Origin of the sequence: Achromobacter insolitus, assembly GCF_002209555.1 — a bacterium.
Classification (GTDB): domain Bacteria; phylum Pseudomonadota; class Gammaproteobacteria; order Burkholderiales; family Burkholderiaceae_B; genus Achromobacter; species Achromobacter insolitus.
In genome coordinates, this window is sequence record NZ_NJIF01000003.1 from 896,899 (window position 1) to 923,738 (window position 26,840).

General features: G+C 66.9%; 24 protein-coding genes. 4 read left to right on the forward strand and 20 right to left on the reverse strand.

Going from position 1 to position 26,840, the window contains the following annotated elements; genetic code table 11:
• Positions 1–8 precede the first annotated feature (8 nt).
• The 14 genes from CEY08_RS14320 to CEY08_RS14385 all read right to left on the reverse strand — a co-directional run bounded on the left by CEY08_RS14320 (position 9) and on the right by CEY08_RS14385 (position 15,492).
• Positions 9–872 carry an isocitrate lyase/PEP mutase family protein gene (locus CEY08_RS14320; RefSeq protein WP_042793242.1) on the reverse strand — a complete coding sequence of 288 codons (864 nt, stop codon included), beginning with the start codon at positions 870–872 and terminating at the stop codon, positions 9–11.
• A gap of 13 nt (positions 873–885) precedes the next feature.
• The gene (locus CEY08_RS14325) at positions 886–2,283 is read right to left on the reverse strand and encodes an FAD-dependent oxidoreductase (RefSeq protein ID WP_076812986.1); all 1,398 of its coding nucleotides are present in this window, start codon (positions 2,281–2,283) and stop codon (positions 886–888) included.
• Entirely contained in the window at positions 2,280–2,888 is a 609-nt protein-coding gene (locus tag CEY08_RS14330) for a cysteine hydrolase family protein (protein WP_042793239.1), read from the reverse strand. The genes CEY08_RS14325 and CEY08_RS14330 overlap by 4 nt, the downstream gene beginning before the upstream one ends.
• Complete coding sequence (locus CEY08_RS14335) at positions 2,875–4,947, reverse strand: hydantoinase/oxoprolinase family protein (RefSeq protein ID WP_088607700.1); 2,073 nt, start codon at positions 4,945–4,947, stop codon at positions 2,875–2,877. The genes CEY08_RS14330 and CEY08_RS14335 overlap by 14 nt, the downstream gene beginning before the upstream one ends.
• Positions 4,944–6,614 (reverse strand): hydantoinase B/oxoprolinase family protein, encoded by a 1,671-nt coding sequence (locus CEY08_RS14340; RefSeq protein ID WP_076812983.1) that lies wholly within the window; start codon positions 6,612–6,614, stop codon positions 4,944–4,946. The genes CEY08_RS14335 and CEY08_RS14340 overlap by 4 nt, the downstream gene beginning before the upstream one ends.
• Before the next feature lie 10 nt (positions 6,615–6,624).
• Positions 6,625–7,125, reverse strand: coding sequence for a LeuD/DmdB family oxidoreductase small subunit (locus CEY08_RS14345; protein ID WP_076812979.1), 501 nt, complete (start codon positions 7,123–7,125; stop codon positions 6,625–6,627).
• Positions 7,122–8,390 (reverse strand): 3-isopropylmalate dehydratase large subunit, encoded by a 1,269-nt coding sequence (locus tag CEY08_RS14350; RefSeq protein ID WP_076812976.1) that lies wholly within the window; start codon positions 8,388–8,390, stop codon positions 7,122–7,124. The genes CEY08_RS14345 and CEY08_RS14350 overlap by 4 nt, the downstream gene beginning before the upstream one ends.
• A 2-nt stretch (positions 8,391–8,392) precedes the next feature.
• The gene (locus CEY08_RS14355; protein ID WP_042793234.1) at positions 8,393–9,103 is read right to left on the reverse strand and encodes an ABC transporter ATP-binding protein; all 711 of its coding nucleotides are present in this window, start codon (positions 9,101–9,103) and stop codon (positions 8,393–8,395) included.
• Complete coding sequence (locus CEY08_RS14360; RefSeq protein WP_076812973.1) at positions 9,100–9,855, reverse strand: ABC transporter ATP-binding protein; 756 nt, start codon at positions 9,853–9,855, stop codon at positions 9,100–9,102. The genes CEY08_RS14355 and CEY08_RS14360 overlap by 4 nt, the downstream gene beginning before the upstream one ends.
• Positions 9,848–10,819: a branched-chain amino acid ABC transporter permease gene (locus CEY08_RS14365; RefSeq protein ID WP_042793232.1), complete on the reverse strand. Its 972-nt coding sequence runs from the start codon at positions 10,817–10,819 to the stop codon at positions 9,848–9,850. Before CEY08_RS14365 ends, CEY08_RS14360 begins: the two co-directional genes overlap by 8 nt.
• A gap of 2 nt (positions 10,820–10,821) precedes the next feature.
• Positions 10,822–11,694, reverse strand: a complete 873-nt coding sequence (locus CEY08_RS14370; RefSeq protein WP_042793231.1) for a branched-chain amino acid ABC transporter permease — start codon at positions 11,692–11,694, stop codon at positions 10,822–10,824.
• A gap of 2 nt (positions 11,695–11,696) precedes the next feature.
• Entirely contained in the window at positions 11,697–12,902 is a 1,206-nt protein-coding gene (locus CEY08_RS14375) for an ABC transporter substrate-binding protein (RefSeq protein ID WP_042793230.1), read from the reverse strand.
• Positions 12,903–12,919: 17 nt separating this feature from the next.
• On the reverse strand, positions 12,920–13,717 hold the full coding sequence (locus CEY08_RS14380; RefSeq protein ID WP_042793229.1) for a GntR family transcriptional regulator: 798 nt from the start codon (positions 13,715–13,717) through the stop codon (positions 12,920–12,922).
• A 62-nt stretch (positions 13,718–13,779) separates the two neighbouring features.
• Positions 13,780–15,492 (reverse strand): GGDEF domain-containing protein, encoded by a 1,713-nt coding sequence (locus CEY08_RS14385; RefSeq protein WP_076812970.1) that lies wholly within the window; start codon positions 15,490–15,492, stop codon positions 13,780–13,782.
• Between the two features lie 115 nt (positions 15,493–15,607).
• Between CEY08_RS14385 and CEY08_RS14390 the strand changes: the two genes are divergently transcribed.
• Positions 15,608–16,249: a hypothetical protein gene (locus CEY08_RS14390; RefSeq protein ID WP_076812967.1), complete on the forward strand. Its 642-nt coding sequence runs from the start codon at positions 15,608–15,610 to the stop codon at positions 16,247–16,249.
• On the forward strand, positions 16,242–17,351 hold the full coding sequence (locus CEY08_RS14395) for a hypothetical protein (RefSeq protein WP_076812964.1): 1,110 nt from the start codon (positions 16,242–16,244) through the stop codon (positions 17,349–17,351). The genes CEY08_RS14390 and CEY08_RS14395 overlap by 8 nt, the downstream gene beginning before the upstream one ends.
• A gap of 19 nt (positions 17,352–17,370) precedes the next feature.
• Here CEY08_RS14395 and CEY08_RS14400 read toward each other — a convergent pair whose 3' ends face one another.
• The gene (locus CEY08_RS14400; RefSeq protein WP_042793227.1) at positions 17,371–17,907 is read right to left on the reverse strand and encodes a YaeQ family protein; all 537 of its coding nucleotides are present in this window, start codon (positions 17,905–17,907) and stop codon (positions 17,371–17,373) included.
• Between the two features lie 143 nt (positions 17,908–18,050).
• Between CEY08_RS14400 and CEY08_RS14405 the strand changes: the two genes are divergently transcribed.
• Positions 18,051–18,701, forward strand: coding sequence for a LysE family translocator (locus tag CEY08_RS14405; protein WP_076812961.1), 651 nt, complete (start codon positions 18,051–18,053; stop codon positions 18,699–18,701).
• A 60-nt stretch (positions 18,702–18,761) separates the two neighbouring features.
• Here CEY08_RS14405 and CEY08_RS14410 read toward each other — a convergent pair whose 3' ends face one another.
• From CEY08_RS14410 to ggt, 5 genes are all read right to left on the reverse strand, one after another.
• Entirely contained in the window at positions 18,762–20,621 is a 1,860-nt protein-coding gene (locus CEY08_RS14410) for a dipeptide ABC transporter ATP-binding protein (RefSeq protein ID WP_063642575.1), read from the reverse strand.
• Between the two features lie 17 nt (positions 20,622–20,638).
• The gene (locus CEY08_RS14415) at positions 20,639–21,517 is read right to left on the reverse strand and encodes an ABC transporter permease (RefSeq protein WP_042793225.1); all 879 of its coding nucleotides are present in this window, start codon (positions 21,515–21,517) and stop codon (positions 20,639–20,641) included.
• A complete protein-coding gene (locus CEY08_RS14420) occupies positions 21,514–22,458 on the reverse strand; it encodes an ABC transporter permease (RefSeq protein WP_076812958.1) in 945 nt (314 codons plus the stop codon). Before CEY08_RS14420 ends, CEY08_RS14415 begins: the two co-directional genes overlap by 4 nt.
• A 129-nt stretch (positions 22,459–22,587) precedes the next feature.
• Complete coding sequence (locus tag CEY08_RS14425; protein ID WP_042793223.1) at positions 22,588–24,099, reverse strand: ABC transporter substrate-binding protein; 1,512 nt, start codon at positions 24,097–24,099, stop codon at positions 22,588–22,590.
• Between the two features lie 113 nt (positions 24,100–24,212).
• Positions 24,213–25,841 carry a gamma-glutamyltransferase gene (ggt, locus tag CEY08_RS14430; protein WP_042793222.1) on the reverse strand — a complete coding sequence of 543 codons (1,629 nt, stop codon included), beginning with the start codon at positions 25,839–25,841 and terminating at the stop codon, positions 24,213–24,215.
• Between the two features lie 93 nt (positions 25,842–25,934).
• Here ggt and CEY08_RS14435 point away from each other — a divergent pair, with 93 nt between their 5' ends.
• Positions 25,935–26,837, forward strand: a complete 903-nt coding sequence (locus tag CEY08_RS14435; protein ID WP_076812955.1) for a LysR family transcriptional regulator — start codon at positions 25,935–25,937, stop codon at positions 26,835–26,837.
• Positions 26,838–26,840: the final 3 nt, after the last annotated feature.

Below are 26,840 nucleotides of genomic sequence, written 5' to 3' on the forward strand. Positions count from 1 at the left end.
CGGCGACCTCAGCCCTCGTAGCGGCGGCCGAGTTCCAGCAGCTCGGGCGTGCCGATCACGGCGTTCAAGCCGTCGAAATCCAGCATGCCCGCACGCCATGGCGCGGTGGTGCCGTGGGTATGCAGACTGGCGTAATAGCCTTGCAGGGTATGCGCCACGGCCCGCGCCGTGCCACCGGGGAAAATGACGATGCGGAACCCTAGCGCGGTCAAGGCATCGGCGCTTTGCACCGGGGTTTTCCCCCCTTCGACCATATTGGCAAGCAGAGGCACGCGATGGGCGAAGCGGCTGCAGGCCGCCTGCATCTGTTCGGGCGTGCGCAGCGCCTCGATGAAAAGCGCGTCGGCGCCCGCCTCCAGGTAGGATTCGGCCCGGTCCAGCGCGGCATCCAGTCCTTCCACGGCCAGCGCGTCGGTGCGCGCCAGGATCAGCGTCGAAGTCCGCGCCCGAGCGTCGACCGCAGCCTGCAGCTTGCCACGCATTTCCGCGGCGGGAACCACGGTCTTGCCGTCCAGATGGCCGCAGCGCTTGGGAAAGGTCTGGTCCTCCAGCTGGATCATGGCCGCACCCGCTCGCTCCAGGCCGCGCACGGTGCGCTGCGTGTTCAGCGCGTTGCCAAAACCCGTATCGGCATCCACGATGACCGGCGTGGCTACCCGCTCGGTGATGCGGGCCAGCGTGTCCTCGACTTCGCTGTACGTGGTGAGCCCGATATCCGAACGACCCAGCCGCGTATAGGCGATAGACGCGCCAGACAGGTACAGCGCGCCGAAACCCGCCTGTTCGGCGATCAGGGCGGACAAGGCGTCGTAGACGCCGGGAGCCAGCACGGCGCCCGTAGCCAACTGTGCTTGCAGATTCAGGTTTTGCATGGTCTGAAAGATCCTAGGAAAGCTGGCGGCCCAGTAGCGATGCAGCGGTTGCCGCAGCGATATGGCCGCCCGCCACGGCACTGAGCAAGCCATTGCCGGACAGATAGCCGGACACATCGTTGCCCGACACGCCGCGGGCCGCGCCGCCCGCCGCCAGCAGATTGGGCAAGGCGTTGCCCGACTGGTCCAGGACGCGGCAATGCGCGTCGATGTCCAGGCCGCCTTGCGTATGAAACAGCGCGCCGGTGACCTTGATGGCGTGGTAAGGCGCTTGCAGCACGCGTTCGAAGCGGCGTCCATGCGCATCCGCCAGGCCCGGCGCCACTCCCGCGAGCGTCGCGCGCAGCGTGTCCGCGTCGCAGCCGATCATTGCCGCCAGCGCCGTAGCGTCCGCGCAGGTCCTGAGCGCGTGACCCGCCTCGGCCTCGACGAAGTCCGGAAAGCCTCGTGCCAGCGCCAGCGTGCGGTCGTCGAATACATTCCAGGCCACTCCGCCTGGCTGCGCCAGCACATGCACGGCGGCCTCGGAATAGCCGTGGGTTTCGTCGTGGAAACGGCGTCCGGCGCCGTTGATCTGGACGCCGCCGTCCATCATCACGGCCCAGGAAATCAGCGCGCCCTGCGGCGTGGCCCAGGAACCGTGGCCCTGGTACCCGCCCAGATCGGCCAGCCGCGCCCCCAGTTGCGCGCCCCACTCGATGGCGCTGCCATCGTTGCCCACATGGCCGCCATAGACGGCCCCGCGCATGGCCGGCAAATACTTGTCCACCATCTCCGAATTGCCGCCAAAACCATTGCACGCCAGGATAAGCACGTCGCACCCGATCACATCCATGGACCCGTCCGGCCGCTCGCAGCCCACCGCCGTGATGCGACCGTCGTCATCCGTCCAGATCTGCCGCGCCAGCGCGCGGGTCAGCAGATAGGCGCCGGCGCCAGTCGCGGCGCGCTCCAGCGCGGCCACCAGGGCCGCGCCGGTGCGCTCCGGCAAAGTATGCATGCGACGGGCGGAATGGCCCGGGTACAGAAAGCCGTCCAGTACCTCGAAGACCAGCCCGTGGCTTGCCAGCCCATCCATCGCGGCCGCGGCCGCCTCTGTGTAGGCGGCAACAAGATGCGGGGCTGCCGCGCCGCCGGCCTTGGCCTGGATGTCGGCGGCAAAGCGCTGCGCGTCGTCCTCAATGCCGGCGGCTCGCTGCACCGCCGACCCCGCCGCAGGAATGAAGCCGGACGACAGCGCGGTGGAGCCGCTGGGCGCGGCGTCGCGCTCGATCAGCACCGTCTCGATGCCGGCGTCGGCCAAACGCAGTGCGGCGGTCAAGCCGCAGGCGCCAGCGCCGATGATCGCCACCGGCACATGCATCGCATCCGCGCCGGGCGCCTTGCCCCGCAGGACCTGCGGCGCGCTCACGAGGCCAGCCTGTCCAGGAAATCCTGGCAGGACAGCACGTCCGCTACGGTGCGCAGGTCAGCCAGGGAGGCGTCGTGCATTGCCGGCGTGGGCGCGGCGCAGCCATCGGCCAGCACCGCCACGTGATAGTCGCGCATATGGGCGTCGCGCGCCGTGCTCGCGACGCCGCCGTTGGTGACGATGCCGGCAAGCACCACGCTGGAAATGCCGGCCCGCCGCAGCACCCAGTCCAACTGGGTATTGAAGAAAGCGGAATACGCCACTTTCCAGACCGACACATCCACCAGCCCGTCCAGTTCGGCCACATTGGCCTGCCCTTTGGAGCCGGCGACGAAATCGCCCTTGCGCAGGAAGGGCCGCAACTGGCGCAAATGCGGCGAGATCATGGGTTCGCCATGTGCGTCCGGCCACAGCGTGAATTGGCTGGCTGCCACGAAACCGCCCCGTGCCTTGAGCGCGCGGGCCACGGGTGCCACGCGCGCGGGCAAGGCGCGTGCCTGCGGGCTGACCGCGCCACCGCGGTCATAGGCGCCGCCGGGCGCCAGGAAGTCGTTCTGCAGGTCGATGATGACCAGCGCGGTGCTGCGGGGATCAAAGGCCGACATTGGTGCTCTCCGGGGAAGGCTGGCGGGCAATCAGCAGATTACCCAGCGAATCGACCTGGCCGGCAAAGCCCGGCTCGATCCATATCGTGGTGTCCGGCTGCTCAAGAATGGCGGGACCGGCCACTCCGGCGCCCACCGGCAGGTCCAGCCGCGCATAGCGCACGGCGTCGTGCCACTGGCCGCCATGAAAGACCCCCTGCGTTCCCAGCGCGGCCGGCATCTCGCTGCGGGTCGGCGCCAGCAGCGCCAGGTCGAACTTGGGTCGCTGGCCGATACGCGCATAGCGCAAGTTCAGGATACGCACCGCGATACCGTCCAGGCTGCGCCCGAAGGCGGCGCGGTAGGCCCGGTCGAAGGCGGTTTCGATCCCCGCGCGGTTCAGTTCGTCTCGGCCGATTTCGACCCGCACGGTATGGCTTTGGCCCACGTACAACATGTCCAGCTCGATGCTTTCTCGTATGCCTTCGAAGCTCACGCCCGCGGAATCCAGCCGCTCCTGGCAAGCCTGGGCCAGGCCGTCGATGCGAGCCAGCAGGTCCTCGGCGTCCAGTGCGCTCAGCGCCACGTTCAACGTCTGCACGCCGTCGTGCCGCATGTCGGCCATGACGCAGCCCAGCGCCGAGGTCACGCCCGGGTAGCGTGGCACGATGCCGCGCACCGCATCCACTTCGTTCATCATGGCGCAGACGTGCAACGCGCCGCCGCCGCCAAAGGGCATGTAGGCGAACTTGCGCGGGTCATGGCCACGTTCGATGGACACGACGCGGATCGCGCCGGCCATCTTGGCATTGGCCACGGTAAGAATGGCTTCGGCCGCGGCATGCACCTCCAGGCCCAGCGGTTTGGCCACGTGCTCCTCGATGGCGGCTCGCGCCAGCGATACGTCCATGGTGGCCAGCAGACCGCCGCCCAGCGGACGCTCGGCCGCGATGCGGCCCAACAGCACGTTGGCGTCGGTGACGGTGGGCCGGGTATTGCCCCGGCCATAGCAGGCCGGCCCCGGCACGCTGCCGGCTGACTCCGGGCCCACCTGGAGCAGGCCGCCCGCATCCACGCTCGCGATCGAGCCGCCGCCCGCGCCTATGGTTTCGATCTGGATCATGGGCGCGCGCACCACCATGCCGAAATCGATGGCGGTCTGGGCCGAGAGCGAAGCCTCCCCGTCCGCCACCAGCGACACGTCGAACGAGGTGCCCCCCATGTCGCCGCTGACCACGTTGGGAAAGCCGGCGGCCCGCGCGATGGCGGCGCAGGCGATCACGCCCGCGGCCGGACCGGAAAGCGCCGTGCGCACCGGCACGTCGCAGGCCGTCTGGCGCGACATCACGCCGCCATTGCTCTGCACCACCAGCAACTCTCCGCCGAAGCCGTTTTCCTTCAGGTCCGACTCCAGCCGGGTCAGGTAACCGCCCACCACCGGCTGCAACGAGGCATTGAGCACCGCCGTGGAGCAGCGTTCGAATTCACGGATTTCCGGCAGCACCTCGGTGGCTGCCGTCACATTGCCGTTGGGCCAAAGCGCGCGCACGCAGGCCGCTGCCTGCGCCTCGTTGATCGGGTTGGCATACGCATTGACAAAAAACAGGCAGACCGCGTCGCACCCCTGCTCCAGCAACTGGCGGGCCGCGGCCTCGACCTGGGCGAGGTTCACCGGCGTATGCACGGTGCCGTCCGCCAGCACCCGCTCTTCGACTTCCAGGCGCAGATCGCGGGGAACCACGGGCTCGTAGTTGCCGCGCAGGCCCCAGGTCTGGGGCCGGTCGCGCCGCCGCATTTCCAGCACGTCGCGAAAACCCGCGGTGGTGATGATGCCGGTGCGCGCCACCTTGCGCTCCAGCAATGCATTGGTGCCCACCGTGGTGCCGTGCACGATGGTGCCGATGGCGTCGGCCCCGTCGGCCACGCGGGCAATGCCGTTCATGAAGCCACGCGCTTCCTCGCCACGCGTGGAAGGCACCTTTACCACACGAGCGGTGCCACCCGCTTCGTCCAGCACGAATATGTCGGTGAACGTGCCGCCCACGTCCACGCCCACCACCAAGCCTTGTGCCGCGCTCATGCCGCCTGCTCCTTCAGATTGCCACTTACGTAACCCATTTTGCGGTCGTGCTCGCGCGCTTGCTGCGCGCGCGCGGCGGGCTCGCCATAGCCGCCCCCGCCGGGCGTTTCCAGGCGCACCCGATCGCCGCGCTTGAGCTGGATGCCCAGCATCTTTGAACTCATGGGCGGAGAATGCCAACCGCCGTCCTGCTGATAGCGGAAGACGTTCAGCGCCGCCTCCTTGCCGCCGGCAATGCCCTTGGGCGCGCTCTTGCCGCGTTCACCGAAGATGAATGCCTCGGCGCTGTCTTCCAGCAGTTCGATTTCATAGATTGCGCCCAATCCGCCCCGGTGCGCGCCGTCGCCCGCCGAATCCGGACGCAGCGCCCATTGCGTGAAACGCACCGGGTAGGCCGCTTCCAGGATTTCCAGCGGCGGGATGGTGGCCGTGGAAATCGGCGCGTTGCCGTGGCTGAGGCCGTCGCCATCGGAATGGCCGCCGTGGCCGCCGCCAAAGAAGCTGAACATCACCCAGCGCTGGCCGCGCCGCGCGGGATCGCTGCGGTAGCCGGCGATCGACAAGGCATTGATGGTGCCGTAGGCCTGGGCCAGCGCGCGCGCCGGCTCTGCCTGGGCCATGGCGCAGAAGATGACGTCGATCATGCGCAGGATGGTCTCCGTATAGCCGCCGACCGGGCGCGGACGGTCCGCCGAAATCACCAGGCCTTCCGGCAGCACCACTTCCACCGCATCCAGCACGCCGGCATTGGCCGGCACATCCGGGAACAAGTGCTTCAACGCGACGTAGCACGCCGCGATGGCCGTGGCGCGCGAAATATTCACCGGGCCGGCGCAGGCCGGCGAAGTGCCGGTGAAGTCCAGCATCAGGCGGTCGCCCTGGACCTTGAGCTTGAGCGCGATGCGCAGCGGCTCATCGCGCACGCCATCGTTGTCCAGCATGTCGTCGAAGGCGTACTCACCGTCAGGCAGGCGCGAGATGTGATCGCGCATCAGGCGGCGGGCTCGTTCCCGCAGCGTGTCCAGGGACTCCAGCACAGTGGCGTCGCCGTACTCGTCGAGCAGCCCGTCCAGCCGGCCCGCGCCCAGTTCCAGCGCCGCGAGTTGCCCGTTCAGGTCGCCCCACAGGCTGTCGGGCAATCGAGTGTTGGCTTTCAGGATAGCCAACACGTCCTGGTCCAGCACACCCGCGCGCACGATGCGCACCGGCGGTATCTGCACCGCCTCCTGCCAGCATTCCGTGGCGGCGGGGTTGTAATTGCCGGGCACCGCGCCGCCCACGTCGTGCCAATGGGCCGCCGACGCCAGGAAGCAGAACAGCCTGCCGCCGCGGAACACCGGACGCACCAGCTTGAAATCGTTGGCGTGGGTGCCGCCTTCATAGGGGTCGTTGAACAGCCAGACATCGCCGTCGACCATGCCGCGCCGCTCGGCGGCCGCCTTGGCCGCGGCCTTGACGGCAAAGGCCATCGCGCCCACGAACACCGGCAGCCCGGACTTGCCCTGTATCAGCGTGGCGCCGGTGGCCGCGTCGTACATGCCATGGCACGCGTCGTGGGCTTCGGCAATGATGGGGTTGAACGCGCTGCGATACAGCGTGGCGTCCATTTCGTCGGCGATCTGTTCCAGGCGGCCCTTCAGGACCGCAAGTGTGACGGGATCAAGCATGATGTGATTCCTAATGAGTCTTGCGCTGTTTCAGCAGATTCAGCAGTCCGCCGGCCTGCACCATTTCCAACAGGAAGCCGGGCACGGTGTCGCACCGCAACGCCGCGGATCCGCCCGTGGCTCGGCGGATCCGGCCGGCGGCGGGGTCCAGGACGATGCGTTCGCCCTCTTGCAGGGTTTCGGCCTGCTCGCAGGTCAGCAGCAGCAGGCCTACGTTGAAGGCATTGCGGAAATACAGGCCGTTGAAGGACGGCGCCACCACCGCGGCAATGCCCAGGCGCACGAGCGCCGCGGCAGCCTGCTCGCGCGAGGAACCGATGCCGAAGTTGGGACCGGCCACCAGCACGTCGCCCGGCCGCGCGTTGGCGGCGAATTCGGGCCGCACCCGTTGCAGGCAATGGCGGGCAATCTCGTCGATGCCGAATTTCATGTAGGCGCCCGGCGCCAGCGCATCGGTGTCGATATCCGCGCCCACCCGCCAGACGCGGTGCGTCGTAGACTGCTCGGTCATGCCATGAACTCCCGGGGATCGGCGATGCGGCCGGCGACGGCCGAGGCTGCCACCGTATAGGGCGAGGCCAGGTAGACCTGCGCCGTCTCGGAGCCCATGCGTCCTTTGAAATTGCGCGCCGTGGTGGAAATGACGTTGGCACCATCGGGAATCGATCCGCCGTAGCCCGCGCAGGCGCCACAGGACGTGGCGAACACGTCCGCGCCAGCGTCGCGCAGCACCTGCATCACCCCTTCCTGTTCGGCCAGGGCCTGATCCTTCTGGCTGGCCGGCGCCACCATCAGGCGCATGCCGGCAGCAAGCCTGCGGCCGCGCAGCACGCTGGCCGCGGCGCGCAAGTCCTCCAGCTTGGCCCCGGTGCAGGCGCCGATGTAGGCCACCTCCACCGGCACATTGCCGTACTGGTCCACGTCGCGCGCATTGGCCGGACTGTGGGGCGCAGCAACCTGCGGCGCCAGCGCCGCGGCATCGAAATCGTGCCATTCCGCCTGCGCGCCTTCGTCGCTGCGCCAACGCGCCAGGTCCAGCTCGCCGGTAACACCGGCTTCCCGCAGATACGCGGCGGTGGTTTCATCCGGCGCGATCAGGCCGACCTGCGACCCGAGTTCCGCGCTCATGTTGGACAGCGTCATGCGCTCCTGCATGGACAGCGCGCGCACTGCCTCGCCGCAGAACTCCACCGCCTGGTAACGGCCGCCGTTCATGCCATAGCGGCCGATCATTCGCAACATCATGTCCTTGGCCGTTACGCCCGCGGGCAGCCGGCCGTTCCAGCGCATCATCAGGGTCTGGGGCACCTTCACCCAGATCTGCCCGGTGACGGCCACGCCCAGCATTTCAGTGCTGCCGATGCCGAACATATAGGCACCGAAGGCGCCGCCCGTGGGCGAATGCGAATCCCCGCCGACGCAGAACATGCCAGGACGGATATGCCCATGCTGCGGCACCACCACGTGGCAGATGCCGACCGAGTCATACACATTGGGCAGTTGCTGCCCCGCCGCCCAGTCGCGGGCAATGCGCACGATGCGGCGCGACTCGTCGTCGGATTCGGGCACATAGTGGTCAATGACCAGCACCACTTTCGCGGGGTCCCACAACGTCGCGCCCAGCTCCTGCAGCATGGGCTGCAGGCGGCGCGGACCGCTGGAATCATGGAACATGGCCAGATCTACCGCACAGGTGACGATTTCACCCTCGGCGACGGAAGAACGGCCGCAAGCCGCCGCAATCAGCTTCTGGGCCAGCGTTTGAGGCTCAGCCATGGCTACATCCCAAGATAGGCACGGCGCACATCGTCGCTGGCCAATAATTCCGGACAGGCGCCGCTATAGCGCACCGCCCCGTTTTCCAGCACATAGGCGCGCTGTCCCGTCTCCAGGGACTGGCCCACATTCTGTTCGACCAGCAAGATGGCCAGCCCCTCGCCATGCAGGCGTCCGATCAGGCCGAACAGCTCTTCGACCATCAGCGGCGACAAGCCCAGCGAGGGCTCGTCCAGGATCAGCAGACGCGGCTCGGCCATCAGGCCGCGCCCGATCGCCAGCATCTGCTGTTCGCCGCCCGACATGGTGCCAGCCAATTGCCCCAGGCGTTCGCGCAAGCGCGGGAAGATCTGCAGCACCTTGTCCAGGTTGGCCGCGCGCCGTTCGCGCGCCCGCGTGAAGGAACCCAGCTCCAGGTTTTCGCGCACGCTCAGGTTGGGAAACACCCGCCGCCCTTCCGGCACCTGGATCAAGCCCGCCTTGACCACGTCGCGGTAGTGGCGGCCGGTCAGGTCCTGGCCCTCGAAGCGCACCGCGCCGCCCCAGGGCCGGCAAAGGCCGCACACGGTGTTGTTCAGCGTGGACTTGCCAGCGCCATTGCTGCCCAGCAGCACCACGATCTCACCCTCGTCCACCCGCAGGTCGACGCCGCGCAGCACTTCCATGCGGCCGTAGCCGGCGCGCAGTCCCTGGACTTCCAGCAGCGCGCTCATGCCGGGGCTCCCTGCGCGGCCAGCCTGGCCGCCGCGCCCTGGCCCAGATAGGCCTCGACCACCGCCGGGTCGCGAGTGACCTCGCCCGGCGTGCCGGAGGCGATCAAGCGGCCCTGCGCCAGCACCCACACATGTTCGGCCAGGCTCATCACCGCGCGCATCACGTGTTCGATCATCAGCACGGTCACGCCGTCGTCGGCCAGCTTTTTCACCACCGGTATCATCTCGTCGATCTCGCTCGGATTGAGCCCCGCCAGCACCTCGTCCAGCAGCAGCAGGCGCGGCCGCGTTGCCAGGGCGCGCGCCAGTTCCAGGCGCTTGCGTCCCGCCACGGTCAGGTCCGCCGCCGGCCGGTCCAGCAAGGACTGCAGGTTGACCCGCGCCGCGACGGCCTCGGCCGCTTCCAGCGCCTCGCGGCGGTTGCCCAGCCGCAAATGCGCGCCCACCGCAATGTTCTGCCGCACCGTCTGCGCGCCGAAGGGCTGCACGATCTGGAAGGTGCGGGTCAGCCCCAGCCGGGCTGACTCGTGGGGCGGACGGCCGGTAATTTCGCTGCCCGCGAAATGCACCGAACCGGAACCCGGCTTGAGAAATCCGGACAGCAGGCCGAACAACGTGGTCTTGCCCGCGCCATTGGGACCGACCAGCGCGGTCAGCGAGCCCTGGCGCACGTCCAGGCTCACGTCCTGGACCGCCTTCAGGCCGCCGAACGTGATGGAAAGATTGCGCGCTTGCAGAAGGATCTCAGACACGGACGCGCTCCTTTGCCCGGAACAGGCCGCTCAGCGCCTGGCCGCTGCCAGTAATGCCGCGCGGCAGGAACATCACGATCACGATCAGCACCACCCCGTAGATGACCATGCTGATGCCCGGCAATTCGCCGAACAGGTTGCGCGTGAGGTCGCTCAACGCGTGCAGGGTGACCGCACCGAGCACGGGTCCCCACAGGGTGCCCAGTCCGCCCACGATGGCGCCGACCAGCGCTTCCACCGACACCGCCGAGCCGAAGGCGATGCCCGGGTCGATGTACTGGAACACCTGCACGTAGAAGGCGCCCGCCGCGCTCATGAAGGCCGCCGACAGCGCGATCCCGCCCAGCTTGACGCGCAGCGGATTCACGCCGATGGCGCGCGCCGCGTCCTCGTTGTCGCGCACGGCCTGCAGATAAGCGCCAAAGCGCGAATGACGCAGCCAGGCCGTGACGGCCAGCGCCAGCAGCACGAAGGCCAGCAGCAGGTAGATGTAACCCCGGCGCGAACCGAACTGCATGTTGGCCAGGCCTTCCTGCAGCGGCACCATCAGTCCCACCCCGCCCCCGGTGAACGACACCGACAGCGCCAGGATGCGGAACACTTCCGCGAACGCTAACGTCACCAGCGCGAAATATGAGCCTTTCAGGCCGTAGCGGAAGGTCAATCCGCCCACCGCCAGTCCGACCAGAGCGCCCAGCGCGATCGCCATGGGCAGCGCCAGCCAGGGATTGATGCCGAGGTTCAACTGCCCCAGTGCCTGCGCATAGGCACCCACGCCGAAGAACAGCGCATGGCCGAACGACAGCTGGCCGCCATATCCGCCCAGGATGTTCCAGGCCTGGGACAGCAGGGCCGCGTACAGCGACATCATCACGAACGTCAGCGCCACGCCCGATTCGGTCAAGGCGGCCGCGGCCGCCAGCGCCGCGCCGAACAACGCGATAGTCAATAGATCCTTGCCCATGGTCAGCCCCTCGCCCCGAACAGCCCCTGCGGGCGAAACAGCAGCACCGCGATGAAGATCGCGAATATGCCCATCTGGCCCAGCGAGTCGCCCAGGAACAGGCCCCCGATGGATTCCACTACCCCGATCAGCAAGCCGCCGACCAGCGCGCCTACGAAACTGCCCATGCCGCCCAGCACCACAATGGTGAAGGCCACCAGGACGAAACCGCCGCCTACCTGTGGATTCACGTAATAGGCGGGCAACAGGAAGCACGCCGCCGCTCCCAGGCAAGCCATGCCGATGCCGAATGACAGCGCGTAGACCTTTTCCACGTCGATGCCCATCAGCTTGGCGCCCTGCTTTTCCTTGGCCACCGCGCGGATTGCCCGGCCCAGGTCCGTGCTGCGGATGATCCAGAACAGCACCGCGGCCACCGCCAGCGCGCCGCAGAAGGCGATGATCTTCGGCAAGGCGATCATCGCTGGCCCGATCTCGACGGTAGCAAGCGTGTAGGCCGTGTCGATGGTGCGCGTGTCCGACTTGAACCACACCAGGGCCAGGTTCTCCAGCACGATGGCCAGCCCCAGCGTCACCAGCAGGATGTTTTCGTCCTTGCCGTGGCTGGCGCGGTTGATCACATAGCGCTGCAGCGCATAGCCCAGGACGAACATGCCGGCCACCACCAGCGGCAACGCGGCGTAGGGGTCGATGCCCAGGCGATCCTTGAGCAGGTACACGGCATACAGCGCCACCATCAACGCCGCGCCATGCGCGAAGTTGATGATGTGCAGCACGCCGTAGATCAAGGTCAGGCCCAGGGCGATCAGTGCGTACACCGCGCCCGTGGTCAGGCCATTGAGCACCGAGGAAAAAAGGATGGCGGGATCAAGCACGCTCAGGCCTTCAGCGGGAAAATGGCGTCGGCCTGGCGGTAATCGGCAGGGATGACCACCTTGATGTCCCCGCCGATCACTTGCGTCAGCAGGGGCTGCGCCCCTGTGTTCTGGCCGTTCACGAATTTGGTCGGACCGTAAGGCATGAGGTGATCGGCGAACGTGCTGGCAGCCAGCGCGTCGATGATGGCGGCGCGATCGGCCGACTTGGCGCGCTCCAGCGCATCGGCCAGCAACAGCACCGAGGTATAGGTCATGAACACCTCGTAGCTGAAGTAAGCGCCCTTCTCCTCCACGCGCGCCTTCAGGGGCGCCACGCGGGCATCCTTGGGATTGAACCAGTGGTTGCAGTCGAGGATGCCGTTGGCGATGTCGGGGAATTCCTTCAGGAACTTGTAGCTGGAAGCCGCGCCGCCCAACACGGAGTAGATCGCCTTGGGCTGCACCTTCTGCTGCTTCATGGCGCGCAGCAGCAATGCGTATTCGTTGTAGTAGTTGGCCGGGATCACGATGTCCGGATTGAGGGACTTCATGCGCAGCACAATGTTGTTGAAGTCGCGCGTCGGGTTCGGGTGCTTGACCACGTCTTTCACTTCGAAGCCGTGCTGCGGCAGCGCCTTGGACAGCAGCGCCGCGGTGCCGGTGCCAAACAGCGAATCCTCGTGCACGATCATTACGGTCTTGGCCGGCTTGCCCGCCGCATCGTTGAGCGCCGCCAGGTCCGTGATGGCGCGTTCGCTACAGGCGCGGTAGCCCGGGCCGAAGCGAAAGGTGTTCTTCAGGCCGCGCTCGACGATCTGATCCGCCACGCCCACATCCACCACATGCGGCAGGTTGTACTTGGCCGCGGTCTGGGTGGTAGCCAGGCAGATTGCCGATGCGTAGGCGCCGACGATGGCCGACACGCCCGCTTCGTTCATCTTCTCGACCTCGGCGGATCCCGCCTCGGGCCGCGACTGCGCATCGCCCAGCATGGCCTCCAGCGGCGCGCCGCCGAGCGACTTGATGCCGCCGGCCTTGTTGATGTCCTCGATCGCCAGCAGCGCGCCCAAGCGGCATTGCTGGCCCGAATAGGCCAGCGCTCCCGTCACCGGATGCAGGATCCCGACCTTCACAGGCTTGGCGCCCTGGGCGCGGACCACCCACGGCGCCGACACGAGGGCGGCCGCGGCGGCGGATTGATAGAGGAAAGTGCGGCGCGAATTCATGGGCGATCTCCGAGGGTTCAATGGAATTGGGCGGACAGCTCTTCGCTGACCCAGACCTTGGCGTCGATGCTGCCGACGCGTGACAGCTGCAACTGGTACTGATAGCGATCCGGCCGGTACAGGCCCTGCAGCAATTGCACGGGCCGCTCGTCCACATCGCGCACGATGCGTGTCACGGCTAGCAGCGCCGAACCCACGGCCACGTCCAGGTGACGCGCCACCTGCGCATCGGCCAGCCGCGCCGAAATGGTCTGTGTGGCGCCGCCGAACTCCACGCCGGCTGCCTCCAGCAGCATCAGCAAGGGTTCGCGCTCCAGGTCTTCGCGGGTGAAATCGGCCACCGCCTGCGGCACATAGGTAGTGATGTGGGACAACGGGCCGGCCTCGGTGCTGCGCACGCGCAGGCTTTTGTGCACGGGCGCGCCGGGCGCGAGGTCCAGCGCCTCGGCCACGACCGGCGGCGCCGACACCAGGGTGCTGTCCAGAACCCGCACCGAGGTGCGCAGGCCCATGTTGACGATGTTTTCCAGCAACCCGGTCAGATGCGCCTTCTGCTGCGGATTCGATTTAGGCGCGCTGGACGGGCTCGCCGGCGCGCGCAGCGGCCAGGTGCCCAGGCCGGGCCGGCGCGACACCAGACCGTCGGCGACGAGCATTTCCATGGCTTTGCGGATGGTGATGCGGGCCACGTCGAACTGGTCTGCCAGCGCGTGCTCTCCTGGCACGCCATCCTGATCGAAACGCCCCTCCTGCACCTGTTCGCGCAGGACGAGATAGATCTGGTGGTACTTCGGAAGCGGTAGTGAGGTTCCCATGACGGGAACTCTATGAGTGTCCTAATGTACCGTCAATGGAACAAATGCAATTGAGGGTTGTTCTATCGGGAAAACACTGAGGGGGCCGCCTCGATGCGATTGCGCCCGCGCTGCTTGGCGTAATAGAGGGCGCGATCGCTGCGGCTGAGGGCCAGTTCGGCGTCCGCGTCCAGCGTGTGCATGGTCGAAATGCCGATGCTGACGGTCAGGGGGATGTGGCGGTCGTCGCCGAGCGAAAACGGCGCGGCGGCGATGCGTTGCTGCACGCGGGTGGCAAAGGCGTGCGCGCGTTCGATGTCGGTATCCGGCAGCACCACGGCGAATTCTTCGCCGCCGATGCGCCCCACCAGGTCGACCGCGCGCAACTGGGCCCGCAACGTGTTGGCGAAGTGCTGCAGCACCCCGTCCCCAATGGCGTGTCCCCAGGTGTCGTTGATGCGCTTGAAATGGTCCAGGTCGCACATCAGCACGGCAGCGCAGTCGCTGCCCTGCCGCTTGATGCGAGCCAGTTCCGCCGCAATGCGCGACATGAAGTGGCGCCGGTTCGGCAGCGTGGTCAGGGCATCGGTGGCGGCGAGTTCTCGCAATTCGAAATCGGCCCGCTTGCGGTCCGTGATGTCGGTGACGAAGCCATGCCATACGACGGTGCCGTCCGGCCCCTTGCGGGGGCTGGCGTCTCCCTGGCGCCAGCGCAGGCCCTGCTGCGGCAGGCAGACGCGGAACTCCAGGTGCCACGGCGTCTGCGCCGCCGCCGCGGCCTGCAGGGACGCGTGATAGGTAGCCAAGTCCTCCGGATGGACGCGCTGCTCGATCGCCGCGGGACTGACGCGCACGTCGTAGGGCGTGAGTTCGAACATGTCCCAGATGCCCGCGCTGACATACAGGAAGCGCGACCCGCCCTCGGGCCGCTGGCCGCACTGGAACACCATGCCCGGCACGGCGTCGGTCAGGTTTACCAACAGGTCGGCCGTGCGCCGCAGGCGCTCGGACATGGCGCGCATGGCGCTGATGTCGGTGGTGGTGCCCATCATGCGCAAGGCCCTGCCCTCCGCATCGCGGCTGACGACTTTGCCCCGGCTGCAGATCCACTTGTAACTGCCGTCCTTGCAAAGGATGCGGTGTTCGACCTCGTAGCTTTCGGTCTTGCCCTCGAAATGCGCCTGCATGGCGGCGCGCACATAGTCGGCGTCGTCCGGGTGCAGGCGCTTGTAGGAGTCTTCGATGCGATTGGTGACTTCGGATTCGGCGTAACCCAGCAACGCCTTCCAGCCCGGTGAGTACGTGATCTCCCCGGTTACGACGTTGCGGTCCCAGATGCCGGTGCCGCTGCCCGCGATGGCCATGGACAGATTGCGCGCCTCGTCCCGCCAGCTGTCTTCCGCTGCCCGTTCCTCCGCCAGGGCCTGGCGCTTCTCCACGGCGGCGGCCGCCAGTTCGGCAAAATCGCGCAGTGCGTCCAGGTCATCGTCAGCGAATTCGCGTGGCGCCCCATGCAGGAGGCGAAACGTGCCCATCTGCCGGCCATCGGCCGCGCGCAGCGGGCAATCCACGGAAAAAGGAAGGGATCCCGGTTCGGCGCAAGCGGCGGGTAGCGCGCCTGCGTGGGCCTGCCAGACGCCATCGGCATCGCTGCAGGCCACCAGCACCATATCCACGCCGAAATGCCGCCTGGCCAGGCGCGCAAGCCGGTCCAGGGGACCGTCGAGCCCGGTTTGCACATTTTCCGCGCAGCCGGCGCGCGCAGATGCAGTGGGAACGTCACCTGGTGTGGGCATTTCTGGACCTGATTCAACACGGATTATCGGTATGGTCATGCCGGTGACCATGACTGACATTCTGTCACGCTCTGCACCAAAATAGCATCATTTTGAACGATATGATCGCCGGCCTATGGAACACCCTATCCGCGTGCCCTCAGGCTGGCTGCAACAGGCCCGGCTTCTGCTCCTGGCCTTCCTGCTAAGCCTCTATTGCGGCGGCGCCGCCGCCCAGCCATTCGACCTGCAGGCGGAGAACGCCCGCTACCGGCAATGGCTGGCGGACTTCCGCGCCGACCTCTTGCGCCTGCGGCAGTCTCCCGACCCGGCCGCGGCCGATATCGATAGCCTGTTCGCGCGGACCATCGTGCCAGGCTCCCGCGCCACCCAGCTGGTCAAAACGCTGGGCGAGGCGCCCGGCGACTCCACCAGCGGCGAAATCCACTTTGCGGGCTTCGCGCGCGTCTTCCTGGCCGCCCTGGCCGACTCGGTGGTGGCGGGCGACGGCGGCGACTTCCCCGAGACCCAGGCCAAGTACCAGAAACATGTACTGCGCGTCCGTTACATGCATGTCGACGGCGACGGCCGGCTGGAGCCCTATTTCAACAATCCGGAAGTCTTCAAGCCCTACCGCCTGCCCCAGGCCGGCACCCTGGAGCGCAATGCCTATCCCTTCCTGCTGTTCGAAGACCGCGACGGCAAATTGCGGCTGGGCGGCGTGTCCAGGGAGTTCTGGGACCTGGTGAAGTTCATGGATGCGCTGCAATATGCTTGAACGACTTGCCCTCGCCCTGAGCGCCATCGCCTATGCCGGCGGCGCGGCGGCCTGCGGCCCCGCTCCCGTCGATTTCACCGCGCCCGTGGCGCTGAAGGCCGTGCCCGTATCGGCCGGCCTGGGCGACGACCGCGTCCTGCTGGGCCTGCATGGCGAACGCATTGCCGCCCGTAACACGCCGGTCTGGGTGGAAGAGACCGGCGACCCGCTGCCGCGGACCTGGATGGACAAGGTCGATTGGTCCGCCTACCAGCTGGACGGCGTCGATCAGGCGCCCGCGCGCCTCTATTTCGATGCCGACGGCCGGCTGTGCCGCGCCGAACGTTATGAGCTGCCGCCGCGCAACGCCCAGGGCGCCGCGCCCTTCCTGTCCGGCGGCTACGCGCTGGAATACGACGCCGCGGGCGCCCTGACGCGCGTGGTCGAATACGAGCAGACGGAGTACCGGCGGCCCGCCGCCTACGCGGCAAGCCGCCAGACCTGCCTGCGACGCGACGCCCGGGGCGCGCTGAGCGCCTTCATCAGCGAGGGTTGCGGCAGCGCGCAGGAGCCGCAAGGCGGCCGCTTCTATGCGCGCGACGCCGACGGTCGCCTGCTGCGCGCCATCGACACCACCGCGCAGGGCGGCGCCTTCCGGGTCCAGGCCTATGACGCCGAAGGCCGGCCGCAGCAGCGCTATCTGCGTCGCTACTCTCCCGGGGAAAGCGACAGGTCCTATGCCGATATCGAGACCGCGGCGCGGGACTCCCGCCCCTACGCACTGAAACGGGAGGAACTGGGCAGCCTGTCAGCCGAGGTTCCGGGCAACGAGTGGCGCATCGTGCGCATCGCCGACGAAATACCGGTGAACGACTCGGACATGCAATCCTGGGATCCCCGCACGCAGACCATCCTGGCCCAGGGCGTGACCGACCCCAAGGGCCGCGCGCCGCTCGCGGCGGACGTCCAGGCGCGCGTGTGGCAGGCCATGAACGACAAGCCCGGCCGGATCTTCTGGTATTCAGACCCCATGAGCCGGGTGCTGCTGGTGCCCGCGATGGACGAGGCCCGCTGGCGGGCCTGCGCGGATCCCGCGAACCCGTCCGCCGACGCCTGCGGCTGAGGCGGCCGGCGCGGCACGCCTAGCGCCAGGTTTCCGGCTCGATGCTGACCTCGCCCTTGTCGGCCGAGAAGTACACCACGCCATCGGAGATGTTGGCGTTCAGCCGCATGGTGCGCTCGGCCAGCTGGGCCAGGGCCTTGCTCTGGTCGGACGGCAGGTTGACGATCTTCAGGTTGCGGGTGCGTTCCAGCTTGTTCTTCACACCGTCCCACCAGATCTTGCTGGCGGAGCCGCCGTAGCAATAGACGATGACTTCCTCGGCGCGGCCGCAGGCGCGCAGGATGCGGCGCTCTTCGGGCTGGCCGACTTCGATCCACAGCTTGACCGCGCCGGTCAGGTCCTTGACCCACAGGTCGGGCTCGTCGGTGTCGCTCAGTCCCTTGGTGAAGGCCAGTTCCTCTTGCGCATGCAGGGCGTAGGCGACCAGCCGCACCATCATGCGCTCGTCGGTTTCCGAGGGGTGGCGGGCGACCGTCAGCGAGTGGCTGCCGTAATAGTGTCGGTCGGTGTCGGCGACGTTGAGCTCGGCCTTGTAGATGGTGGCGCGCAGGGCCATGGCAAAAATCCGTTGAATGTGGCGAATTGCTGAAGGCCGCCATGATAACGCCTGCGGCACCGTACCCGATCGCCGCGCGCGCCCTCGCGGCGGCGCTACACTGAATCTCTGCGTTTCGCCCCCCTTGTCACCGGACCCCGCCCATGACTCCCAACGCCGCCCTGCTCGCCTTTACGCTGGCCGCCGCCATTCTGACTATCACTCCCGGCATGGATAGCGCCCTGGTGTTGCGCACCGCGGCCGTGGAAGGCAGCCGCCGCGCCCTCATGGCGGGACTGGGCGTCGCCACGGGCTGCCTGGCATGGGGAGCGGTGGCCGCATTCGGCCTGGGATCGCTGCTGCTGGTATCGACCCTGGCCTACGATGCGTTGCGCATCTGCGCCGCGTTGTATCTGTTCTATCTGGGCGTGAAGCTGCTGTGGGGCGCGCGGGCCGGCAAGCAGGCCGCCCATGGCGCCGCCGCCCGGCCCGCGCCGGCCGCGGCCGCCAGCGCCAGCGCTAGCGGCTGGTTCATGCGCGGCTGCCTGACCAACGCCCTCAATCCCAAGATCGGGATTTTCTACATCACCTTCCTGCCGCAGTTCATTCCGGCGGGCGCGGACGTGCTGCGCTTCAGCCTGCTGCTGGCGGGCATACACGCCGTGCTGGGCATTCTATGGTTCGCCGTGCTGGTGGCCGCGACGCGCCCGCTGGCACGCTGGCTGTCGCGGCCCGCCGTGATGCGCGGCCTGGACCGCATGACGGGCGCGGTATTCATCGCCTTCGGGCTGAAGCTGGCGCTGGAGAAGCGCTAGCCCGCTGGCCCGCGGGCCCGACATGCCGGCGCGGCGCCCGCCGGCATGCCTCTCCCTGCCTCAATACACCCCGATCGGGTGGCGGGCCACGAAATGGCCCTCGCCCACCGCGACCAGCGGCTCCACCAGGGGATCGTCGCCGAGCTTGCGCATCGGGCTGGGGATCTCGTCCACCAGCAAGGACCGCTCGCGGTGGCGGCGCTGCGGATCGGCGATGGGCACGGCCGCCATCAACTTCTTGGTGTAGGGATGCTGCGGATTCTCGAAAATGGCCCGGCGCGGGCCGATTTCGACGATCTGCCCCAGATACATCACCGCCACCCGATGGCTTACGCGTTCAACCACCGCCATGTCGTGGGAAATGAACAGGAACGACACGCCCAGCTCGCGCTGCAGGTCCAGCAGCAGATTGACGATCTGCGCCTGGATCGACACGTCCAGCGCCGAAACGGACTCATCGGCGATCACCACCTTGGGGTTCAGCGCCAGGGCGCGGGCGATGCAGATGCGTTGGCGCTGGCCGCCCGAGAACTCGTGCGGATAGCGGTCGATCATTTCGGGCAGCAGCCCGCATTTGTCCATCAGCCAGCGCACGCGGTCCTGCGCCGCCTTGCCGCGGGCCACGCCGTGGATCAGCAAGGGCTCCATGATGGAATAGCCCACGGTCATGCGCGGGTCCAGCGAGGCGAACGGGTCCTGGAAGATGAACTGGATGTGGCGGCGCAGCGTCTGCATGGCGCTGCCGCGCAAGGCGCCGATGTTCTTGCCGTCGAATTCGATGCTGCCGGCCTTGCTCTTGACCAGTTGCAGGAGCGAGCGGCCCGTGGTGGTCTTGCCGCAGCCGGACTCGCCCACCAGCGACAGGGTCTCGCCCGGATACAGGTCGAAGCTGACTTTCTCCACGGCGTGCACCCGCTTCTGCACCCGGCCGAGAATGCCGCCGGTGATATCGAAACTGGTCGTCAGGCCGCGGACTTTCAGCACCGGACCGTTCTCGCGCCGCACGGTGGAAGCCGCCGCGACCGGCTCCGCGGGCGCCTGCGGCCGGGATGCGCCGTCGTCCACGCGCAGCAGCGGAAACGGCGCGGGCTCGTCCGTGCCCTGCATGGCGCCCAGGCGCGGCACCGCCGACAGCAGCGCGCGCGTGTAGGCATGCTGCGGACGCGCAAAGACTTCGTCCGAACCGCCCTCCTCGACCTTGTCGCCGCGGTACATGACCAGCACGCGATCGGCCACTTCGGCCACCACGCCCATATCGTGCGTGATGAAGATCACGCCCATGTCCATTTCCTCCTGCAACTGGCGGATCAATTGCAGGATCTGGGCCTGGATGGTCACATCCAGGGCCGTGGTCGGCTCGTCGGCGATCAGCAGCTGGGGCTTGCACGAGAGCGCCATGGCGATCATGACGCGCTGGCGCATGCCCCCCGAAAGCTGGTGCGGATAGCGGTCCAGGATGGCGCGGGCCTCGGGGATGCGCACGCGTTCCAGCATGCGCAGCGTCTCGGCGCGGGCCGCGGCCGCGTCCAGCCCCTGGTGCAGTTGCAGGGCCTCGGCAATCTGGTTGCCCGCCGTGAAGCTGGGATTCAGCGACGTCATGGGCTCCTGGAAGATCATGGCCACATCCGCGCCGCGCACACGCTGCAGCGTGCTGTCGGGCGCATTGAGCAGGTCCAGCACCTCGCCGTTGCGCCGGCGCAGCAGCATGCCGCCATTGACGATCCGGCCGCCGCCGTATTCGACCAGGCGCATCAGCGCCAGCGACGTGACCGATTTGCCGGAACCGGATTCGCCCACGATGGCCAGGGTTTCGCCGCGGTCGACGTGGAAGGAGACTTTGCGCACCGCTTCCACGGTGCGTTCGGGCGTCTTGAAGCGCACGGTCAGGTCATTGACCTGGACGACGCGCTTGGGGTCCATTGTTGTTGCCATGGTGATTACTTTTCCTGGCGCGGATCAAGCGCGTCGCGCAACCCGTCGCCCAGCAGATTGAAGCCCAGCACCACCAGGAAAATGGCCGATCCGGGGAAGATCGACATCCAGGGCGCCTGGGTCATGAAGTTCTTGGCCGTGTTCAGCATCGACCCCCAGGACGGGTTCGGGGGTTGCAGCCCCAGGCCCAGGAACGACAGGCTGGCCTCGGCGATGATGGCGGTGGCGATAGTGATGGTGGCTTGCACGATCAAGGGCGGCATCACGTTGGGAAACACGTGCCGGCCGATGATGCGCAGGTCGGATGCGCCCAGGGCGCGCGCGCTCTGCACGTAGTCCTCGTTCTTGACCGCCAGCACCTGCCCTCGCGTGAGCCGGATGAACTTGGGCGCGGCCGAGACACCGATGGCGATCATGGCATTGGTCAGGCTGGGGCCGAGGAAAGCGGCCAGCGCAATGGCCAGGATCAGGAACGGAATCGCCAGCAGCGCTTCCGTGGCGCGCGAGATGACGCTGTCGGTCCAACCGCCGAAATAGCCGGCGGCCAGGCCGAACGGCACGCCCACCGCCAGCGCGATCAGGACGGACACCAGACCCGCCATCAGGGAAGCGCGGGCACCATAGACCATGCGGCTGAAAATGTCGCGGCCCAGTTCGTCCGTGCCCAGCCAGTACGATGCCGAGGGCGCCTTGCGGATGGTGGTGAAGCTGGTCTGGAAGGGATCGTGGCTGGCGATCAGCGGCGCCAGGATGGCCACCACGACAAAGAACAGCACGATCCCCAGGCCCAGCATGGCGATGTGATTGCGTTTGAATTTGGCCCAGGCGCGATTGCGGCTGCGGGGCGGCGTGACGGCAGCGGCCGTTGCAGGAATTGCGCTCATGAGTGCCTCAGGCGGGGATTGACCAGGATGTAGAGGATGTCGGCCAGCAGGTTCATGATGATGAAGCCCACCGCCACGCAGAGCACCACGCCCTGCACCACCGCGTAGTCGCGCGTAAAGACCGCGTCGACCACCAGCTTGCCGAAGCCCGGAATGGTGAAGACTTGCTCGGTCAGCACGGCGCCGGCCAGCAATTCGCCGAACAGCAGCGTCACCAGGGTGACGATGGGCATCAGCGCATTGCGCAAGGCGTGGCGCAGCACCACGCTGCGCGGCGACACGCCCTTGGCGCGCGCGGTGCGCACATAGTCGGCCGACAGAGCTTCAAGCATGGCCGACCGCGTATGTCGCATCAGGTAGGCGGCGATGGCCGTGGACAGGACCAGCGACGGCATCAGCATGGTCTTGATCGACAGCCAGAAATCCTCCGAGGGCGACACATAGCCCGAGGCCGGCAGCAGCTTCCATTGCACCGACACCACCATGATGAGGATGATGCCGAGCCAGAAGTTGGGAATGGACATGCCGGATAGCGCGGCGATATTGGCGCCCATTTCTACGGGCTTGCCCTTGCGCACGGCAGCGACGATCCCCATGGGAATCCCGATCAGCAGCGCGAAGAACATGGCCATGGCGGCCAATTGCAGCGTGACCGGCAGCTTTTGGCCGATCAGCGTGGTGACGGGCACGTCCGTGCGCAGCGATTTGCCTAGGTCGCCCTGCACAACCTGGGCCGCCCAGGCGGCGTACTGCACGGGCAGCGGATCGTTGAGACGGTATTTTTCCCGCAGGTAGTCCAGGACAGCCGGATCGCGTTCTTCGCCGGCCAGGGTCAACACCGGATCGCCGGGCAGGATTTTCTGCAGCATGAAGACGATCATCGACACCAGTATCAGTGTCGGTATCGCGACGATCACGCGGCGCAAGATGAGTTTAAGCATATGAGAAACCGTAAGACAGGAACGGCGGACGGGGGCCGGAGAATAAACCGCGGCGCCCCGCCGCCGCAAACGACAACCGGACGCGCAAGGCGCGTCCGGCTGGCGCGGCGCGTAACTGCCGCGCCACGATCACTTCTGCGCGAACGTCACGCCTTTCAGGCGGATCATGCCGTCGGGATAGGGAGTGAAGCCCTTGACCTTCTTGGCCATGGCGAAGGGCCAAGGCTGGTAGTAGTTATACACCCCGGGCAATTCGTCCTGGATGATGACTTGCGCCTGGTCGTAGATGGCGCGGCGCTTGGCCTCGTCCGGCACGGTGCGGGCTTCGTTCAACAGCTTGTCCACTTCCGGGTTGCAGTAGTGGCCATCGTTCAACGCGCCCTTGCAGGTGACGAAAGCATGGATGTTGCCGTCGGGATCGACCCGGCCCGACCAACCCAGCATCACAACCTGGAAGTTGCCGCCGGCCGATTCCTTCTGCAGGGCAGCGTATTCGGTCGGACGCAGGGATAGATCGAAGCCCGCCTCGGACGCCATGGCCTGCACGATCTCGGCGATGGACGAGGTCGTGGTGTTGTTGCCGAACATGACCTCGGCCTTCACGCGGTCAAAGCCCGCCTGCTTGAGCAGGGCCTTGGACTTGGCGACGTCGCGCTGGGTCGGAGGGAATTTGTCGCTGTGGTAGGGACTGGCCGGAGGGAACGGCTGCTGGGCCGGATCGAAGATGCCGCCGCCGGCCACTTCGCTGATGGCCTTGCGGTCGATGGCGTACTGGAACGCCTGGCGCACCAGCTTGTTCTTGAACGGATTGTCTTCCGCGCGCTTGCCATTGGCCACGTTGAACATGAACTGCTGGAAGCCCAGGCCCGCCACCGGTGCGAAGGTCAGGCTGGCGTCGGACTTGACCTGCGGCACGTCGGAAGGATTCAGGCGTTCCAGCATGTCCAGGTCGCCCGCGCGCAAGTTGGACAGGCGCACGGTGGTATCCGGAATCGGCAGGAAGGTCACGCGCTTGAAGGCGAAATCCTTGGCATCGTAGTACTGGTCGAATTTCTCGAGCACGATACGATCGTTCTGGATGCGTTCGACGAACTTGTAAGGCCCGGAGCACACCGGCTTGCGGCCCACGGCCGCGACGTCGTCCGAGAACGTCTTGGGAGAAAGCATCATTCCCGCACGGTCGGACAGCTGGGCCAGCAAGGTGGCGTCGGGCTTTTTCAGCGTCAGCACCAGGGTAGTGGCGTCGGGCGCGTCGACCTTTTCCACCGAAGCCAGCTCGCCCTTGCGCAGGCTGTCCGGCAAGGACATGGCCCGCTCCAGGTTGGCTTTGGCGGCAGCGGCGTCGAACTTGGACCCATCGTGGAACAGCGCGTCCTCGCGCAGCTTGAAGGTCAGCACCTTGTTGTCCGGGCTGAATGACCACGAGGTGGCCAGCTGCGGCACGAAGTGCAGCTTGGGATCGATATCGATCAGCTTGTCGCAAAGCGACGTGAACACGATGCGGCCCACATACGTGCGCGCCCGGTGCGGGTCGAGCACGTCCGGATCTTCCTGCAGGCCGATCCGGATGTTCTGGGCAGAAGCCGCGCCCGCGGCCAGCGCCAGCAGGCTGGCGCCGAAGGTCAAGGTCAAGCGCTTCATTGTGTTTATTCCCCTTGTGGTTGCAGTGCGTACATATTTTGCCGCCGGGCCGTCCCAAGGCAAAATGCGCCCCCTTGGGGGGCAGCTAGCCGAAGGCGCAGCGTGGGGGCTTATTAGAAGCCGACCGCCTGACCGTCGCGCCGGCTGTCGCTGGCGGCAACGTAGCCAAGCTCGTTGTCGTTTTCGGACATGCGCCAGATGAACTGGCCCGCGCCGAAATCCATGTACGGATCGTCGACCGACTTCAAAGCATGCCCGAGGTCTTTCAGGCCCGCAATGGTGGAAGCCTTCATATTGGTTTCGATGTCGAGGGTGAAATCGCGGTTGACCTTCCAGCGCGGAGCGCAGCAGGCGGCCTGCGGATTCTGGTGGTAATCCAGCATGCGTACCACTGTCTGCATATGGCCTTGCGGCTGCATGTCCCCGCCCATCACACCGAAGCTCATGACCGGCTTGCCGCCGCGGGTGAGGAAGCCCGGGATAATGGTATGGAACGGACGCTTGCCGCCTTCGACCACGTTGGCCGACTTCGGATCCATCGAGAAGCCCACGCCGCGGTTCTGCATGCTGATGCCGGTGCCCGGCACCACCACGCCCGATCCGAAGCCCATGTAGTTGGACTGGATGAACGAGATCATCATGCCGTTTTCGTCGGCGGCGGTCAGGTAGATGGTGCCGCCGGCATGCGGACGGCCGGCCTCGAAATGCGTGGCGCGGTCCAGGCGGATCAGCTTGGCGCGGCTGTCCAGGTAGGCGTCGGACAGCATCTGTTCCGGCGTCACCTGCATGGAGCGCGGGTCGGCCACATACTTGTACAGGTCGGCGAAGGCCAGCTTCATGGCCTCGATCTGGATGTGCTGCGACTGCACCGAGTCCACCGGGATGTCGGCCATGTCGAAGCGTTCGACGATGCCCAGCGCGATCAGCGCGGCGATGCCCTGCCCGTTCGGCGGGATCTCGTGCAGCTCATAGCCGCGATAGGACTTGGAGATGGGCTTGACCCATTCCGGACGGTAATTGCGCAGGTCTTCCAGCGTCATCGCGCCGCCGCATTCCTTGCTGAAGGCGGCGATGCGTTCGGCCAGTTCGCCTTCGTAGAAGTCGCGGCCCTTGGACGCGGCGATGCGCCGCAGCGTGTTGGCGGCATCGGGGAAGCGGAAGTGTTCGCCGACCTTGGGCGCGCGGCCTTCGGGCAGGAAAGCCTGGGCATAGCCCGGTTGCGACTTCAGTTCCTCGGCCGCGGCGGCCCATTTGTGCGCAACCACCGGCGGCACGGCGTAGCCGCGCTCGGCGATCTCGATCGCGGGTTCAAACAATTGCTCGAACGGCAACTTGCCCAGCTTTTCGTGCAGCGCAGCCCAGCCGGCCACCACGCCCGGCACTGTTACCGCATCCCAGCCGCGCTTGGGCTGGATCGCCAGGCCGTCGGCGCCCACGCCGTGCTTGCGCTTGAAATACTCCGTGCTCCAGGCAGCCGGCGCCACGCCCGACGAGTTCAGGCCGTGCAGTTCCTTGCCGTCCCAGACAATGGCGAAACAATCCCCGCCCAGCCCGCAGGACACGGGTTCGACCAGGACGATGGTGGCGGCCGCGGCGATGGCGGCGTCCACGGCGTTGCCGCCCTTGAGCAACATGCGCAGGCCCGCTTGCGCCGCCAGAGGATGCGACGTGGACACCACGTTGCGGGCAAACAGCGGAATGCGGACGGAAGGATACGGGTTGCCCCAGTCGAAGGATTTCATGTGGGTAGTCTCATAACGGTTAAGCGGCCGAAGTTACTCCCGTGGTTTAATTAAATCAATTTGATTTTTTGTTCCGTCATAAAAGAATTTTTTATGAGTACGATCCGCTTCCTGCGTACCTTTCTGGCGGTCGCGCACCACGGTTCCTTCTCGGAAGCGGCCGAACAGGTGGCGCTGACGCAGGCCGCCGTCAGCTTCCAGATGCGCTCTCTGGAAGCCGAGCTGGGGCGCGAGCTTTTCGACCGCAGCGGCCGGCTCGCCATCCTGAATGCCGCTGGCCGGGAATTATTGCCGGAAATCAAGCACTTGCTGGATCTTTACGACCGCATGCGGCTGCCGCGCACCGTGCCTGGCGAGCTGGCCGGATCCGTCGCCGTCGGCAGCATCGTGTCCTGCATGGGCACCCTCTCCAAGGTCGTGTCCGGCCTGAAGATGCGGCACCCAAAGCTGGACGTGCGGATCCTGTCGGGCAAGGCGAGCGAGCTGGCGGGCAAGGTCGAAGATGGCGAGCTGGACGCGGCGTTCCTGGTGGAAGCGGGCCGCAAGATGGCCAGCACGCGGTGGACCGCGCTATATGAAGAACAGTTGGTGGTGATCGCTCCGCACTCGGCGCAGGGCGCGGACGCCCGCCAGGTGCTCGCGCAGAACCCCTTCCTGCGCTTTGACCGGACCCAGCGTACCGGGTTGCAGATAGACCGGCTGTTGCGGCGACTGGCCGTGCCGCTGAATGAATTCCTGGAACTCAACGCTATTGAAACGCTGGTCGAGCTGGTGCGCCAGGAGGTCGGCGTCACGCTGCTGCCGCTGATCAACGGCTCCAACTGGCAGCACAGCCCGGAGCTGCGGATTCTGACCCTGCCGCCAGACCTGGGGCCGATGTCGCGCGCCATCGGTATGCTCGAACGGCGCGAACACGCGCGCCAGGGCATTACGGCGGCGATCTGCGCGGCGTGCGCCACGGCCTTCCGGGCGCGCGAACCGCAGACCGCCGCTTGAGGC